We start from the raw sequence: 18,831 nt of genomic DNA, 5'->3' as shown, positions 1-18,831 counted from the left end.
GATCCTTACTGGAGAAATCTAAGTGTTATCGGGAGTAATCCCAACGTCAGCCTAAAGAGTAAGTCGTGCGTGAGTTTGTACCTGCCCAAACGAAAGACGAAAGCAATACGTCACCGAGACTGACTTACTCCAAGGCGGTAGGAATCATCAACCTTTATCAAATATCAAATGCGATGTTGTTAAATTATGATCCCCATTTTTTGATTCACCAGGAGAGATACAACCTACCGACCTAACAATTGGAGAGCATATTCATGGCAAAAGAACGCCCACCTTTAGAAGAGATGACCTTACGGCAACTGCGTAGAGTTGCGAGTGAATACGGCATCTCACGGTATAGCCGGATGCGTAAAGCACAGTTACTGGCAGAAATTCAAAAAGTCCAACATACCAAAATCTCACTCAGTCCAACTAGCACAGTGGAGGCACAACCAGAAGTGGAAGCATCTAAATTTGAACTCGGTCAAGACGATCGCACTGGCGGTGATCTAGCATCTGTAGACGAAGGATTACCTGATTTACCCGCTGGCTATGGAGAAAGTCGGATCGTCCTCATGCCCCGCGATCCTCAATGGGCGTATACCTACTGGGATATTCCGAATGAACACAAGGAAGATCTGCGGCGTCAGGGCGGACAGCAATTAGCGCTGCGGATTTATGATGTCACCGATATTAACCTGGAATACCAAAGCGCCCATAGCATTCAGGAATATCCCTGTGACGAATTAGCACGGGAATGGTACTTACCGCTACCCGTTAGCGATCGCGACTACGTAGTGGATATCGGTTATCGTTGTGCCGATGGTCGTTGGTTAATCCTAGCCCGTTCTACACCCGTCCATGTTCCCCCGGTTTATCCCAGTGACTGGATTGAAGATCAATTCATCACCGTTAACTGGGAGGAAGAACTCCAAGGCAAGACGGTATACGAATTGGTTCCTCCCAGCAAGCGCCAACCGATTACCGCAGATACCGCCCATACCGACAACCCCATCTACGACGAAATCTTTGGCATGGCAAAATCTGCCGAAGCTCAGCGCGTCGCGGGTTCTATGTACGGTTCAATGCAGCATGTTCCTGGATCGATGGCTCCGTCTCAATCCGTCAGTTCCTACATCTTCCCCTCTGGGGTAGGGATGTGGGCTGTACCCACCATGTCTGGCTTAACCATGTCCGGTGTTGGCATGTCCGGAGTCGGGATGGGGATGTCTGCTTCTATGCCACCCATTCGTCCTCGTCAGTTCTGGTTGGTTGCCGATGCTGAATTGATTGTCTACGGTGCAACCGAACCCGATGCCACCGTAACCATTGGCGGGCGTCCAATTAAACTAAACCCAGACGGAACCTTCCGCTTCCAGATGTCCTTCCAAGATGGTTTGATCGACTATCCCATCATGGCAGTCGCAGCAGATGGCGAACAAACTCGCTCAATTCAGATGAAATTTACCCGCGAGACGCCCTCACGCAATACCAACACCAAAGAAGAAATGGTTCCCGAATGGCTGTAACGATTACAGGGTGAAGCACAAAGGATAACGAATAACTATCGTCAATCTTGCCACTTCACACTTCATCCCGAATCTTTCATACTTCTAGAAGTGTCCCCTGACCACTGTCGGGGGATTTTTTTACGAAATTCTCTGGAAAAAACAAGATGAAACCCGAAGAAATTACTGTCAAGCTGACAGAACTTTTTAATTCCCAGGCGGTTCAACAGGTAGAATCAGGGACATGGCAGGTGGAAACACCTCAACTGAGAGTGTTAATCCTGCTATCCTCAGACCAGTCTTGGCTAAGAATTTTGGTTCCCATAGCATCAGCTCAAGACGCCCAACCCTTTCTGGAACAACTCCTAGAAGCCAATTTTGATGAAACTCAGGACACTCGCTATGCCCTGAATCAAAATGTGCTTTGGGGCGTCTTTCAACATAAGCGGGAGACGCTTGACCCTGATGATTTTGGTTATGCACTTATACGATTGGTTGCTTTGTGTCAACAGGGTTTAGACTCTAGCTTTGACCAGTTTGTAGACCGTCAAATTCGTCAAATCATTCGAGCGGCAAAGCAGCAAGGGCAATCCTTTGAGACAACCTTGCAAACTCTGGATCGCTTTTATCGGGAAGGTTTGATGGGTGAGATGGAATCCAGAGAACAAACCGAAGAAGTCTTGGCACAATGGCAACGGCGCTTAGAACGGCTTTGGTCAGAGGTAGAACCCTGAAGGAGTGACAAGAAAGCTAAAAGGAAGACTGGGTGTAGGGTATCGGGTGTAAGGTGTCGGGTATGGGAGAAATTCCTTGCTCCTGAAGGGATGACAATACCGCCGTCAAGACGTACCAGGGCGCGTCTGAACTTTGGTCATTGGTAAAAAAACTGTGCGTACAAATGACATAGAGGCGCAAGCGGTTTCTGCTTGGGCTAAACCCTCCTCGAAGAGTAGAGTAGAACATCAGACGCGATATTTAGGCGCTGGACTCTATAGTATGAGCTTAGGAGCAGTTATTCCAGAACAATTAGTCGCTAGGGGCGCTCAACGATGAAAGAGTCGGGGAGTAAGCTTTTCATGCAGATGTTTTTAAAGGGGCAGATTCTGGGACAACTGACACCTGTTTGGGTGGGGATTATGGGTTTACATGCACCAACGGCGCTGGGTACAACTCCGATGTCTGTGTCTCAGATGAGCCAGACACCCGTCAACCCACCCAATCTGATGGAACTCTCTCAGCAGCAATCTCAGGAGGCAGAAGGTTTTCAGAAGGCAGAGGGCAGAGGGCAGAAGGCAGAAGATGACTCTAGGACAGAGGGTAAATGGCTCCCAGGAAAAGAGTCAAGTGGCATAGTAGACGGCAATGATCTCTCTTTAGAGAAACATGAACTAACCCAAGACCTCCCATTCAATACGGTGGAAGTAAAACCCATCCCTATACACTCATCACTCAACCCTATTTTTACCCCAGATTACACTGACCTGGATGATCTCCAGATCGCACAAACCCCGCCCACGATTCCCAACCCCGAAACCATCCAACCCAATCCGGACGATCGTTTTCCTCAACCCACGCCTAGTCCTGAACCCTTACGTCCTGATCAGTCCCCACCATTGACCCAACCTGAACCCACTCCCTCTCGTCCCACGAATTCTAACCTGGAGATGATTCAAATCGAGAAAATCAATGTCACAGGTAGCACTATCTTTGAACCCGAGGACTTCAATCCCATTGTCCAACCCTTGGAAGGCGAAGCGGTTACCCTACAACAATTGCAACAGGCTGCCGATGCCATCACTCAACTCTATTTAAATCGTGGCTACATCACCTCAAGAGCCATTCTAGTAGACCAGGTTATTACTGATGGTGTCGTAGAGATTTTTGTCCTGGAAGGGAGTCTGGAAGAGATTAAAATTGAGGGGATTCGCCGCCTTAAACCCAGTTATATCCAGAATCGGATTCAGCTAGGCGTCAGCACACCCCTAAATACCGCTCGCTTGGAAGATAAATTGCGGCTACTGCGGGCGAATCCCTTGTTTGAGTCTGTAGACGCGAGTCTTCGTGCTGGTAGTCAACCGGGAAAAAGCAATTTAATTATTCGTGTGGTTGAAGCCAATCCCTTTGAAGGTAGCTTCACCGTCGATAACTATTCACCGCCCAGCGTGGGTTCAGAACGATTGGGCGTAAATGGACGCTATCGTAATCTAACCGGGTATGGGGATGAACTGACGGCTAGTTCCTCCTATTCCACCACGGGCGGCTCAAAGGTGATTAACATGGGCTATCGCCTTCCCCTGAATCCGAAAAATGGCACGCTGCAAGTGCAAGCCAGCGTTGATCGCAATCAAGTCACAGCCGAACCCTTTGCTCAATTCGGTATTGAGGGGGAATCAAAACAGTATGAGATTAGTTTTACTCAACCCTTAATTCGCACCGCCCGTGAACGATTCGCCCTATCCCTGGGTTTTAGCCATAGGGAAAGTCAGACATTTTTTTTGAATATGCCTAACCCTTTAAGTCCTGGCGCCAATGCAGACGGGATAACCCGCACCAGTGTGATTCAATTTGGACAAGACTACCTACGTCGTGATTCCAGAGGAGCCTGGTCAGTGCGATCGCTCTTTAGTCTGGGTACAGGCTGGTTGGATGCTACCGTTAATCCCGATCCCACTCCAGATGGACGTTTTTTGAGCTGGCTGGGTCAGATCCAACGAGTTCAAATTTTCAGTGATGGTCATTTTTTAATTATGGGGGCTGACATTCAACTAACCCCCAACACTCTTTTACCGTCGCAACAATTTGTCATTGGTGGCGCTCAATCCGTGCGCGGCTATCGACAGAACATTCGCCTCGGTGATAATGGGGTGCGATTATTCCTAGAAGACCGGATCACCTTAGAGGAAAATGCATCAGGTGCGTCAACGTTCCAAATTGCGCCATTTTTCAATGCGGGTTGGGTGTGGAATAATCCTGATAATCAGAATATTCTGCCTCAAGAACAGTTTTTAGCCAGTCTGGGTATGGGAATACTTTGGCAACCGCTACCTGGATTAGATTTGCGCCTTGACTATGGTTTACCTTTAGTAGAACTGGAGGATCAGGGTAAAAATGCTCAAGATGAGGGATTTCACTTTTCGGTTCGCTATCAGTTTTAAGTAAAAGTTTAAGTACTGGACTTTGGTTTTGAGCGAACAGGAGAAGTTTCATATCATGTCCGGTTGAATACTCATACTTAGGTGAAGACAAGGCAGAGGGCAGAAAGGAAGGAGCAAGGGTGCAAGGAACAACGGAATAATGAACTCCAGTTCTCCGCCTGGTAGGTTAATTCAAGCTAAGCTGTTCGGCATGTAAACCTTAATATCAATAATGGCGAAATCCTTGCCGTAGTGCGAGCATCTTGCTCGCTACCCATTCCCAATTTAAATGCATGACAGCTTAATGCTTAGAGCGACTAGGGGTTGACCCCTAAAATGCTTAACTTTCAACTCGTTTGGTTACAGAATCTAAAAATTTCCCAAATATTAGTAGTCATCTAAGTGAAAATATGTAAGTATATTTGGCTATATATGAAGAATTTCACTTTAACAACTCATACGAGTGTAGTCACAAAGACACAAAAATGAAGGCATTACAACATTCCTGACAGAAGTTTTAACCGTGACCACCAATCCACCCATCCTAAAATCTGCCCTCGAAGCCAGCCTGAATCTGCTAGAGGAGTTTGCTGCTACTGCTGATTTCTTACCCAAGCTCCGACTTGCCTATGGTCAGGATCTAGAGCTTGATGTGATGCAGTTTAGTCAGTTAATCAGCGAACTGCCAAGAATTACAGTGCTATCCTCCACGAAGCTTCATGGAGCGAGGGGAGCCTATGCTCAGACAACCAATCAAATTTATTTATCCTCTGAGTTACTGGCGGAGGGGAATCTAGATCTGATTGTCAGTGTGCTGTTAGAAGAGATTGGGCATTATTTGGATGCTCGCCTCAATGTTGTAGATGCGCCTGGAGATGAGGGCGCAATTTTTTCGGCTTTGGTACGGGGTGAAAGCCTTTCTGCTACAAAATTAGAACAGTTGCAATCCGAGAATGACCACGGTGTTATCCAGGTTAATGGCGAAGTAGTCACCGTTGAGATGGCGACTTTGACTGGAGATGCGGGCAATAACAATCTCACCGGAACTTCTGGCGATGATTTAATCGAAGGATTAGGAGGCAATGATACCCTAGAGGGAAGAGAAGGGAACGACCAAGTTTTCGGAGGGGAGGGAGTTGACTATCTCGATGGTGGCGAAGGGCACGACTCCTTCAGCGAAGGAGCTGAAGCCGACACCATTATTGGCGGAGCCGGACACGACTACCTTTCCCTTTACGCAGGTGATACAGGTTTAACCATCAACTTTATAGATACAACCGTTGAAACCAGTAACGGTGCTGGAGGAACCTTTAAAGAAATTGAAGTTTTCTATTTCGCAGGAGGAACTGGAGATGACAATGTAACCGCTACGGCTGCTCACTTCGATGCGAGCGGAGGAGCCGGAAACGATACCTTAATTGCGGGTGCGGGGAATAACAACATCAAAGGAGATGAAGGCAATGACTCAATTCAAGGGGGAGCCGGGAATGACTCTCTTTATGGCGACGCCGGAGATGACACCCTAGAGGGAGGAGAAGGGAACGACTATGTGTGGGGAGGGGAGGGAGTAGACTATCTCGATGGTGGCGAAGGAAACGACGGGTTCCACGACGGAGCTGAAGCCGACACCATTATTGGCGGAGCCGGATACGACCGCCTTTCCCTTTACGCAGGTGATACAGGTTTAACCATCAACTTTATAGATACCACCGTTGAAACCAGTAACGGTGCTGGAGGAACTTTTAAAGAAATTGAAGCTTTCCACTTCCGAGGAGGAACTGGAGATGACAATGTAACCGCTACGGCTGCAAGTTACTTCAATGTTCGAGGGGGAGCCGGAAATGATACCTTCATTGCGGGTGCGGGGAATGACTACATCGAAGGAGATGAAGGCAATGACTCGATTCAAGGGGGAGCCGGGAATGACCGTCTTTATGGTGAAGCCGGGAATGACACCCTAGAGGGTGTTGATGGTAATAGTCTCAATCCTGGACAAGGTGAACGGGACAATCTCTCTGGCGGAAGTGGAGGCGATCGCTTTATTCTGGGAACAGCAAACTGGATAGCCTACGACGATCGCAATCTCACCAGTGCTGGCACGAACGACTACGCTAAGATCACTGACTTCAACCCTGGTGACGGAGACATTGTTCAACTCCAAGGGTCAGCCAATAACTACCGCTTAGAAGTCTCTGGTAGTGATACGAACCTTTATTTGGATAAAGCAGGGAGTGAACCCGATGAACTCATTGCTGTCTTCCGCAATATCACGACTCTAGATCTTAGTTCGAGTGCCTTTGAGTACATTGCCCCAATTCAACAAATCAGTTTTGACAGTGATAGCTACAGTGTCGATGAAAATGGCACCATCAGCGTTACGATTCTCCGAACTGGGAGTCTCTTCGGAACAGTTAATGCAACCCTTACCCTCACTGATGGCACGGCTACGGCACCGTCTGACTATACCGAGACTCCCATCTCTATTGAGTTTGCCGATGGTGAAGACAGCAAAACCGTTACGCTTCCTATCGTTAATGATAGTGATTTTGAAGACGATGAAACCCTGAATCTGGCTTTAACCAACCTCAGTACAGGGACAACCCTTGGGGTTTACGGAACCGCTACCCTAACTATCCTAGATGATGATACTCCCGTACCGGGTGTCTTGGCTTTTAATCGAGCAACCTATCGAGTCAGTGAAGATGGAACACCCATTATTGCTGTTACCGTAGTTCGTACAGGTGGGAGTGACCTTGAAGTCAGTGCCACCATTTCCTTGAGTGATGGGACAGCCACAGCCGGACAAGATTATAATAATCAAGACTTGACGGTTACTTTTGCTGATGGCGAAACCAGTCAAACCGTTATCATTCCAGTTCTGGATGACACCGACTATGAACCAACTGAAACGATTAACTTAACCCTTTCTAACCCCAGCAACGGCGCAACATTAGGCACACAAACAACCGCCGTTGTTGAGATTATTGATAATGATGCTGTACCAGGAGTTTTAGCTTTCTCCCAAGCAGACTACAGCATTAATGAAGATGGCACACCTATCATTGCGGTGACTGTCAATCGCACCGGAGGAAGTGATGGTGCTGTTAGTGCCACGATTAGCCTCAGCGATGGCACTGCCACCAATCCCGAAGACTATACTAACAATGCAGTTACCGTCAGTTTTGCCGATGGAGAAACCGAGAAAACGGTTGAGATTCCGGTTGCCGATGATGGGGTATTTGAATCGGATGAAACGATCAATTTAAGTCTGGTTAATCCCACCAATGGTGCAACGATTGGGACTCAAGATACTGCGACTTTAACCATTGTCGATAATGACGGGGAACCTGGCAGTATTGCTTTTAGTGGTTCAATCTATAGTGTCAATGAAGATGGGACACCCATTGCAGGGGTGACACTGGTACGAACTGGCGGGAGTAATGGCGAAGTCAGTGTGACTTTAACGCCTAGTGATGGCACAGCGGTTGCCCCCGATGATTACACCAGTGATGCGATTACAGTAACTTTTGCTAGCGGGGAAACTGAGAAAACGGTTTCCATTCCCGTTAACAACGATAGTGTTTTTGAAGATACTGAGGTTGTTAATTTAACCCTTTCTAATCCTACCAATGGGGTGACATTAGGCACACAAACAACGGCGATTCTTAATATTGTTGATGATGATGCTGTCCCTGGAGTGATTGAATTTGATAACGCCAACTACACCGTTAACGAGGATGGCACTGTGGTTGCTGCTGTTACTCTCCTGCGTACCGGGGGAAGTGATGGAGATGTGAGTGTCCGGGTTACTCCTAGTAGTGGCAGTGCCACCGCTGGCAGTGACTATGTAAACAATAATCCCATTGTTGTTAACTTTGCTAATGGTGAAACGAGCAAAACTGTTACGATTCCTATTATCAATGATACGGTTCTTGAAGCTGATGAAACGATTAATTTAACGCTTTCTAATCCTAATGGTGGAGTCAGTATCGGCGGACAAAACACAGCAGTTTTGACCATCATTGATAATGACTTCAAACCCAAACTAACGGTTGATATTACCGCCAATTCAGTCAATGAAGGGGATGGAACACTCACCGCAACCATTACTCGCAATACACCCACTGATGCCGCCTTAGAAGTCTCCTTGGTCAGTAGTGATGAGAGTGAAATCACCACTCCAGCAACTGTTACTATTCCCGTTGGCGAAACAGCGGTTACGGTCGATTTAACTGTTGTTGATGACACCCTTTTAGACCCGACTCAAAGTGTCACTTTAATTGCAACAGCATCAGGCTTTAACAGCGGTTCTGATAATATTTCAGTTCTTAATAACGACACGGTTAATTTAACTCTTAATTTTGCTCAATCAGAAATTGGCGAAGATGGGAGAGTTACCACAGCCACGATTACCCGTGATTTTGTCAATGATCAACCCTTAGTAGTGCAACTGAGTGGAGATGATGGGGTCATTCTTCCCGATACTGTCACCATTGCTGCCAACCAAACCTCTGCTACCTTTAACGTTGAAGCGGTTGATAATGCTGATTTAGATGGAACCCAAACCGTTAATATTACCGCCACCCCGCTATACGATGGCACAAGTTTAGGCATCGTTGATCAAGCTGTTACTGCCACGCTGGACATTATTGATGATGAAAGTCCCAGTTTAACCGTAGACATTGACCGCAGCCTCATTGCCGAAACGGGAACTGCTACCGCCACCATTACCCGCAACACGGATACGACTGACCCCCTCACCGTTACCCTCTCTAGTAGCGACACCACCGAAGCTACAGTCCCCACCACAGTTACCATTGCAGCAGGGGAAACCTCAGTGACTGCCATTGTTACGGGAGTTAGTGATGGAGTCAGTGATGGCAGTCAACCTGTGACGATTAGCGCATCGGCAACTGGATTAAATAGTGGGAATGCCAGCTTAGAAGTCAGTGATATTGAAGTTCCTGATTTAACCGTTACCCAACTCAATGCCAACTCTCCTGCTTACACCAATCAACAAGCCCAGTTTACCTATAAAGTCGAAAACTTAGGGTTACAAAACCTCTCAGGAACTTGGATTGACCGAGTTTATCTTTCTACTGATAACAAGTTAGATAACAGTGATGAACTGTTAACGGAATTTGAAATCACTGCTGATATTCCAGTTGGACAGTTTTACGAACGCAATGTTAGTTACTTTAACCCTCGTACTCCGGGAGAATATTATCTCATTGCTGTAACTGATGAAGATAATCAAGTTGATGAGGGAACAGGGATAGGGGAAACCAATAATACTGTTGTTACGCCTTTTACCGTTGTTCCTGCCTACAGTGCAGAAGTTTTCACCGACACCACTGTAGGAATCGCCGGAGAAAGCCTCCTCTTCCAAGGAACAGCGCGGAGTAACGAAGACAATTCTCCTATTCCCTTTGAATTTGTCACCATTGAAGTTGAAAATAACGGCTTTACCCGTGAATTCAGCGGGTTTACCGATGCTGATGGTAATTTTGTTCGTTCCTTTACGCCTTTACAGGATGAAGGAGGTACATTTAATATTCGGGCTTATTTCCCAGATAATGTAGGGGAAGATGTAGGTTATGAAGATAGTTTCACGGTTTTAGGGGCAAAGTTAGATGCCAATAGTGCCAACCATGATATTATTGCCGATACCCCTTTTACTGCTTCAGTACAGTTAGAAAACCTCACGGATACAACCTTAACTGGGTTTACCTACGATGTCTCCAGTCTGCCGGAGAATTGGGATGTCCAGGTGAATTTACCAACACAATTAGATGGTAATGGCAGCAATACTGTTGGTTATACCATCACCGCACCTAACGATTCTGTCATCACCCAAGATACCTTTAATATCAATCTCACCAGTGCTGAAGGGGTAACGGCTAGTTTACCCGTAACAGTAGATTTAGCACGAATTGTCCCCAGTTTAGTAGCAGATACCAGCACGATTACCAGTGGAATGCTGCGGGGTGAGCAAACCTTTGTGGAGTTTGAGTTAACTAATGAAGGGGGGGCTGTTGCAGAAAATATTGAGGTTTTATTACCCAATGCACCTTGGTTAAGTTTAGCCACCACAGACACGATTGCCTCTTTAGCAGCGGGGGAATCTACGAGTGTTACTTTAGCTTTGACTCCTGGTAGCGATTTAGCATTAACCGAATATACAGGGAATATTGTCTTTGATGCAGCAGGAAATGATGGTGATTTATCGCTTCCTTTTAACTTCCGTGCAGTGAGTGATGCGACTGGAGACTTAACTGTTAACGTTGTTAATGAATTATTCTACTTTGCTGAAGGTTCTCCTAAACTAAGCGGTGCAGAAGTTATTGTTCGCGACTACTTTACCCAAGCTGAAGTTGCCAGAATGACCACCGATGATACAGGAATGGTCAATTTTGATGACTTAGCGGAAGGGTATTACAGCTTAGAAGTTAAAGCAGAAGATCATAGTACATTTCGTCAAACTGTTGAAATTAATGCTGGGGAAACGGAAAGCATTAGTTCATTTCTATCCCTTGAGACTGTTAAATACACTTGGACGGTAACGGAAACAGAGATTCAAGATCAATACAATATCACCGTAGAAAGTGTCTTTGAAACAGATGTTCCCATTCCTACCGTAACCGTTGATCCTCCCTCCGTTGACTTAGCAGATTTACAAGTAGTAGGTCAAGTTACCCAAATAGACATGACCTTTACCAATCATGGGTTAATTGCAGCGAATGATCTAGCTCTGAACTTTAGTAGTCATCCTTTCTATAAAATTGAACCCTTACTTGATGAAATTGGATCGCTTGATGCAAAAAGTTCCATTACAGTCCCCGTCAGAATTACCCGCATTGCTGACTTTGATACGTTAGGGACACTAGGAGGGGAATTAAGTCTTCAATCTACTCCTAACGTTCCTTGTAATATAAGTGTTGGACTAGATTACTACTATGATTGTGGTCCAGAACAAATCAAACGAGCAGTTCCCATTCCCTTCTTCAACGCAGAAGGAAATTGTGGAGATCCTGTGTCTTCATCAGGAAGTAGCTTTGGAAGAGGAGGAAGATCATCAGGAGAGCCAGGAGGAGTTTTTCCCGTTAGCATTCAAAGTACCCCTTCTAATTGTGATCCTTGCGTTGAGAAAAATAAGCAAGCTGCGGTGGCTTGTTCCTTAACCTTAATCGGTTGTGTTCCTAATCCGTTAAGTACCGCAGCGACGGTTATCGCTTGTTTAAGTGCGTTAGGAGATGGAGAACTTACTTTAGGGGATGGAGGGTGTATCCCTGGACCAGTTGGTTGTGCCTTCGGGGTCTTAGATTGTTTAAATAGCATTTGCTTTGGTAATGAGGAACAGGGTAATAACAATCTTGCTAATACCTTATCCCCTAGTGCCAGTGCATCAGGAACAATTGAAGCTCAACTCGATAAAATTGCAGTTTATCGAGATTACTGGCAAAGTTTAGCCAATTTCTACCTCCTCTACTTCGGGGATGAAATTTGGTTACAAGTTGACGAGGATCAGCAATCAACGGCTTGGCTAAACGCTTTTGGTGCCAGAACTCAAGGAACAACTGCGACCGAATTACAAATTTCTGAAACTGAGCGCATTGAACTATTATCCCTCGACCTTCCTCCCGCTTTGACAGGAAGTGATATCAATAAATTTATTGACCGTTGGAATCGGACAATTGAATACTGGAGTCAAGGGATTCAAAATGTCGCCGATGTTCCCAATGGACAAAGCACTGATTTTATTACCTTCAATGCGTTAAACAACGTTGAGACTGAAATTAATCAAGCCTTATTAGCGATTGAAATAGAAGGTTATACTGGCTTAACAGCAGCGACTCAAGATGCTCTTAGTGAATTCCAAGAAGCCTTAGAAAGCGACAGTAGTGGAGTTTGTGCTAAAGTTCGGATTCAAATCAACCAAGAAGCAGTAATGACTCGCTCTGCCTTCTTAGGAGAATTAATAATTGAAAATACCAGCGATACCATTGACCTTGAAGACATTACTGTCAACCTGGAAATCCTAGACGAAAATGGGAATTCGGTTAACGAACTCTTTGGCATTACTGACCCTATTCTACAAAATATTAGTTCCGTCGATGGTAATGGTATCCTCAACACCAATTCCTCTGGCAGCGCAGAATGGACATTTATTCCCACTCGTTCAGCAGCCGGAGAAACTCCCGAACAATATACTATTGGTGGCACTCTAAGCTACATCCAAGACGGTCAGTTAGTTACCGTCCCTCTACTTTCTACTCCCATAACCGTTAACCCCCAAGCAGAACTAACCCTAGACTACTTCCAGCAACGCAACGTTTACGGTGATGACCCCTTCACCGATGCTACCGAAGTCGCTGAACCCTTCTCCCTAGCCGTCTTAGTTCAAAACAACGGCTTTGGTGATGCCAGAAACCTCAGTATTACCTCCGCACAACCTGAAATTGTTGATAACGAAAAAGGCTTACTAATTGACTTTGATATCATTGGTTCGCAAGTTAACGGAGAAAACATCAATCCCTCATTAACCGCTGATTTTGGCGATATCGCAGCAGGGGAAACCGCCGTTGGAGAATGGTTACTTAAATCCAGCTTACAAGGCAAATTCATTGACTATGAAGCCACCTTTGAACATATCAACGACTTAGGAAATGAAGAACTTTCCCTGATCAAAGAAGTCAACATTCATGAACTAATCCAAACCGTCCAAGCCGACAGCGATGGACTCTCCGACTTCTTAGTTAACGACGAATTTGATGCCAACTTCTACCCCGACACCCTCTATTTCAGCGATGGCAACACCGCACCCGTCACCCCCATCGACACCGCCACCGTTGACGCACCTGTTACCATCCTTGACCTCGAAGCCGAGATTAGCCTCACTCCCACTTCAGGCTGGAACTACATCCGCCTGGAAGACCCCGCTAACGGACAGTTTGAGATTGAACAAATTCTCCGTTCCGATGGCACAGTCATTGACCTAGACAACATCTGGCGTACCGACCGCACTTTCCCCGCCACCGGACGACCCATCTACGAAAATATCCTCCACTTCCTCGACTTCGATAGCACTGGCAGCTATACCATCACCTACGACAGCAACGACTCTGCACCCCCAGAAGTTCGAGAAATCATTGATGTTGACCCCAACCCCCGCGATATTCCCATCGATAGCCTCACCGTCGTCTTCACCGAAGCCATCCGCGCCAACACCTTCGATTACCAAGACCTCACCCTCACCCTGGACAATGGTACTAACCTCATCACCGATACCGTCACGATTAGCCAAGTTGACCCCATTACCTTCCAAATCAATAACCTCACCTCCATCACAGGCAACATCGGACAGTATCAACTGAGTATTGATAGTACAGGCGTAGAAGACCTCAGTGGGAACATCGGTGCGGGGACTGTCACCGAAAACTGGCTATTTACCGGAGACCGACCTGCCGTTCAAGCCATCGAAGGCTTTAGCAGTAACCTCCTGAGTACCGCTGTTGATCAGTTTACCGTCATCTTCACCGAACCCATTCAACCGAATAGCTTTGACTACACCGATATCACCCTCACCCGTAACGAAGGCGGTAACTTAGTCAACGACACCATTACCATTAGCCAACTGGATAATCTCACCTACCAAGTGAGTAACCTGTCTCAATTTACCGACACAGAGGGAGACTACGAACTCCTCGTCACTGCTAACAATATTCAAGATACCGACAATAATAACGGCGTAGGGGGTAAAGGCTTCACCTGGGTACTGGATAACACCGCCCCCACCCTTACCGATATTGATGACGTAACCAGTCCCAGAAATACCGCCATCTCTTCAGTAGAAGTCAGCTTTGACCAAGCCATTGACCCCGATACCTTTGACTACCAAGACCTCACCTTAACCGTAGAGGGGGGGACAAACTTAGTGACTGCTGAGGTGGAGATAGATAAACGGAATGAAACCACCTACACAATCAAAGGCTTAACCTTCCTGCAAGATACCAATGGGGAATATACCCTCACCGTTAATGGTGCAGGTATTGAAGATAATGCTGGAAACACCACCACCAACGACCTTAGCACCACCTGGCAACTCGACCGAACCGACCCCCTCCTCGCCACCAACATCCAAGTCAGCGCCACCCCCACCACCAGCCAGCTAAACACGACCGCTACCTCCCTCACCACCCTCAACGAATACGGACAATACCGCGTCAACAGCCCAAACATTACCGTAACCGGAGACTTACCCGAAGCCAATCTCCGAGTTTATCTAACCGATGCAACCACCGGGGAAAGTTTAGGACAAGCGACGGTGACGAACACCAGCTTTAGCGCAGACATCCAACTATCCGGCGTAGGGTCTCGTACCGTTGAGTTACGCCTTGTTGATGAAGCCGGAAATGATAGCACCGGAACTATTGATATCTTCGCCGATGTCACGCAACCTGTTATCCTCGACTTCCTCAATGTTCCTGATACAGCCACCTTAGACCCCGTTACTTACCTTGATGTCCAGTTTTCCGAAATCATTGACCTCAACACCTTCGATAAAACCGACATCAGCCTGCTGCGAGACGGACAAGCAGTAACTTTACCGGATACTGTCACTATCAGCCAAGTTTCCGGTTCTACCTACCGCATCAATGGTTTAGACACCCTAACCACCACCCCTGGAACTTATAGCTTAGAGGTTAATGCCACTACCCTCCAAGACAATGCAGGTAACAGTGGCATTGCAGCGGAAACCGCTATCTTCACCATTGCTGAACCTCCCACCCCAGGGGTGACTCTCACCGCCACAGGAGGCAATACCACCGTCACCGAAGGGGGGAACACCGACACCTACAGCATCATTTTAGACACCCAACCCACTGCCGATGTCACAGTTACTCTCACCGTTGGCGCAGGAATTACCACTGATACCAACATCCTCACCTTCAACGATAGCAACTGGAATCAACCCCAAACCATCACCGTAACTGCCGTTAACGATACGACTCCCGAAGGCGACCACACTGCCACGATTACCCACACCACCAATAGTAGTGACTCCAACTACAATAACCTCACCCTCCCCAACATTAATGTCAGCATCAGCGATAACGATGCCGAAATTCAGGGCATGAAATGGCATGACTTAGATGGAGATGGGGTCAAAGATACAGACGAACCCGGATTACAGGGTTGGACAATCTATCTCGACAGCAACACCAACGGACAACTAGACGCAGGGGAAATCTCCGTTGTCACCGACGAAAATGGGAACTACACCTTCACCAACCTCCGCCCTGACACTTACACCGTCGCCGAAGTTATGCAAGAGGGATGGCAACAAACCTATCCCCAAGTTAACGTCACCACCACTGGGGCAGAAATCGAACTTTACATCCCCAATAGCCCCATCATCAGCAACGAAACCTATACCACCACATCTGCCACCAACCTCATCAACCTGGATGACTTCTGGGCAGATGCCCGCTTCACGGATATCAAAGGTACAGGATTCACCTCCGTCATTATAGACACAGGGATCGACCTCAATCACCCCCTCTTCGGGGCAGACGATGATAACAACGGCATTGCCGATAAAATCCTCTATCAATACGACTTTGCCGACCAAGATAATAATGCCAGCGATAAAAACAATCACGGGTCTCACATCGCCAGTATCTTCTCCTCCATCGCCCCCGATGCCAACCTGATTGTCCTCAAAGTCTTCTCCGATGAGGGTTCAGGTTTCTTCTCCGACCTAGAAGCCGCCCTGCAATGGGTCACGACCAACGCTGATGCATACAATGTTGCTTCTGTCAACCTCTCTCTCGGAGACAATCAAAACTGGATTACCCAAACCGCCCGTTATGGCATTGGGGATGAACTAGCTGCCCTTGCCTCCCAAAATATCCTCATCGCAGCAGCAGCCGGAAACAGCTTCTACCAATATGCCAGCACCCCAGGACTCGCCTACCCTGCCATTGACCCCAATGTGATTTCTGTGGGTGCAGTTTGGGCAGATAACTTTGGCTCCCGCACCTTTACCGGAGGGGCAGGAGACTATACCACCGATACTGACCGCATTGCCAGCTTCTCCCAACGTCATCCTGAACTTCTAGATACCTTTGCTCCTGGTATCTTAATCACGGGTGCCAATGCCACAGGTGGCACTATCTCAATGGGAGGTACTTCCCAAGCCACCCCCTATGTCACTGCCCTCGCCACCCTCGCTCAAGAAATTGCACAAGAATACTTGGGTCGCAAATTGAGTGTGACAGAATTCCGCACTCTCCTTGAAACCACAGGAGACCTCATTATCGACGGCGATGATGAAAACGATAACGTCAGCAATACCGGAGCGAGTTATCCTCGCATTAACGCCATTGCCTTAGCCGAAGCCATTTTGAATCTTGATGGTAGTGATTCCACTTCCACTCCTGATCACCCCGACAACAACAGCACCAACGACCCCATTTATATTCCTGAGAACACCTTCAGCCTCGTTCATACCGTTAACTTGACAGCAGGACAAGTAGCGACGGATATCGACTTCGGTAATCAACTGATTCCCCCGATCCTCTCGATCACTCCCACCGATGCCGAAAAAGAAGAAGGAGATAGTGGCACAACTGCCTACAGCTTCACCCTCACCCGCGCTGAGAATACCACTGGAGAAACCAGCGTCACCTATGAAGTAACAGGGAGCGGGAATAACCCCGCCAATGCCGACGACTTTGGTGGTACATTCCCCAGTGATACTGTCACCTTTGCTGATGGTGAAACCGAAAAAGAGATTACGGTAGAAGTAACGGGGGATTCTCAAGTTGAACCCGATGAAAACTTCACCCTGAATTTAACCAACCCCTCCGGTGGCGCACAAATCACCAACGGCACGGCTACAGGGACAATCCTCAACGATGACACCGAGAACACCCCACCCCAAGCCTTCTACTTCTCCACCGATGCCAACACCTATAGTCCAGGAGAAACCCTGAGTCTGACCAACGCTTGGGTATTAGACCCTGACGGCACCAGTGATATAGAACGTGTAGATATGTGGCTACTGGCTCCAGAGGGCGATTGGCGAAACGTGGAGGATGCCGAAGACTTTGAACCTTGGAGTGGCGGCAATCAATGGGCAAGTTTCGATGAGTACACCCTAGACCTCAGCGGACTCGAAAGTGGTGAATATACCCTGTGGGGAAAAGCCTATGACAGTGCAGGTAATGCCAGTGATGCCTACACCACTACTTTTGAAATCAACAACACCCCACCCCAAGCCTTCTACTTCTCCACCGATGCCAACACCTATAGTCCAGGAGAAACCCTGAGTCTGACCAACGCTTGGGTATTAGACCCTGACGGCATCAGTGATATAGAACGTGTAGATATGTGGCTACTGCCTCCAGAGGGTGATTGGCGAAACGTGGAGGATGCCGAAGACTTTGAACCTTGGAGTGGCGGCAATCAATGGGCAAGTTTTGATGAGTACACCCTAGACCTCAGCGGACTCGAAAGTGGTGAATATACCCTGTGGGGAAAAGCTTATGACAGCGCAGGTAATGCCAGTGATGCCTACACCACTACTTTTGAGGTGAGTAGCGTCTCCCAATCAACTCAGACTCAGAGTAACACTCAGACACTCTCCCAGGTGCAACAGGAAAGTTCGAGTACATCATCTGGTGATGAATTAACGGGCATGGCAGCCAATGACAGCCTAGTCACTCAACAAGATGGAGATAAGCTCACAAAAAGCGACAGCAATGACCCGTTTGTCTACACCAGCTTGAGTGAGTCGGGTGATGTAATCACTGATTTTCAAGTGGCTGATGACCAAATTGTCCTCACTGAGGTTCTTGAGAGCGTGGATTATCAAGGTTCTGATGCCCTGGCTGATGGCTATGTGCGCCTTGTCCAAGGCAGTTCAGCTACTCAGGTGCAAATCGACCCAGATGGTTTACAGGGTCAGGAAACTTTCAGCACCTTTATTACTTTAGAAGATGTCTCGGCGGCTGAACTGAGTGCTAGTAATTTTGTGTTCTAGGTTTCACTCCTGGCAATAGCCGCAGGATTCCAACTCTAGCGGCTATTTACTCCTTCCTCGGTGTCAGTTCCAGACGTAGTATGCTATGTCTGAACCATCCCCAATCCAGAATGCTCATTCCCGATGCACCAGCTTACAGTTACTGACTGAAAAGACTATGATT

General features: G+C 47.3%; 5 protein-coding genes. All 5 read left to right on the top strand.

Going from position 1 to position 18,831, the window contains the following annotated elements; genetic code table 11:
- Positions 1–254 precede the first annotated feature (254 nt).
- The 5 genes from RID53_RS13780 to RID53_RS13760 all read left to right on the top strand — a co-directional run bounded on the left by RID53_RS13780 (position 255) and on the right by RID53_RS13760 (position 18,668).
- A complete protein-coding gene (locus RID53_RS13780; RefSeq protein WP_446388644.1) occupies positions 255–1,508 on the top strand; it encodes a DUF4912 domain-containing protein in 1,254 nt (417 codons plus the stop codon).
- A gap of 146 nt (positions 1,509–1,654) precedes the next feature.
- Entirely contained in the window at positions 1,655–2,221 is a 567-nt protein-coding gene (locus tag RID53_RS13775) for a hypothetical protein (RefSeq protein WP_446388643.1), read from the top strand.
- Between the two features lie 154 nt (positions 2,222–2,375).
- Positions 2,376–2,540, top strand: a complete 165-nt coding sequence (locus tag RID53_RS13770; protein ID WP_446388642.1) for a hypothetical protein — start codon at positions 2,376–2,378, stop codon at positions 2,538–2,540.
- Between the two features lie 23 nt (positions 2,541–2,563).
- Positions 2,564–4,642, top strand: a complete 2,079-nt coding sequence (locus RID53_RS13765) for a ShlB/FhaC/HecB family hemolysin secretion/activation protein (RefSeq protein WP_446388641.1) — start codon at positions 2,564–2,566, stop codon at positions 4,640–4,642.
- 502 nt (positions 4,643–5,144) lie between these two features.
- A complete protein-coding gene (locus tag RID53_RS13760) occupies positions 5,145–18,668 on the top strand; it encodes a Calx-beta domain-containing protein (RefSeq protein ID WP_446388640.1) in 13,524 nt (4,507 codons plus the stop codon).
- Positions 18,669–18,831: the final 163 nt, after the last annotated feature.

This window comes from Coleofasciculus sp. B1-GNL1-01, from assembly GCF_040220235.1.
In the GTDB taxonomy this organism is placed as follows: Bacteria; Cyanobacteriota; Cyanobacteriia; order Cyanobacteriales; family Coleofasciculaceae; genus Coleofasciculus.
Note: the sequence above shows the minus strand (reverse complement) of the source record. Positions and strands in the feature narration are given on the sequence as shown.

Bases quoted from the DNA above. Each gene is read 5' to 3' on its own strand.
- RID53_RS13765 (WP_446388641.1), top strand. From the start codon at position 2,564: ATGCAGATGTTTTTAAAGGGGCAGATTCTGGGACAACTGACACCTGTT.
- RID53_RS13780 (WP_446388644.1), top strand. From the start codon at position 255: ATGGCAAAAGAACGCCCACCTTTAGAAGAGATGACCTTACGGCAACTG.
- RID53_RS13775 (WP_446388643.1), top strand. From the start codon at position 1,655: ATGAAACCCGAAGAAATTACTGTCAAGCTGACAGAACTTTTTAATTCC.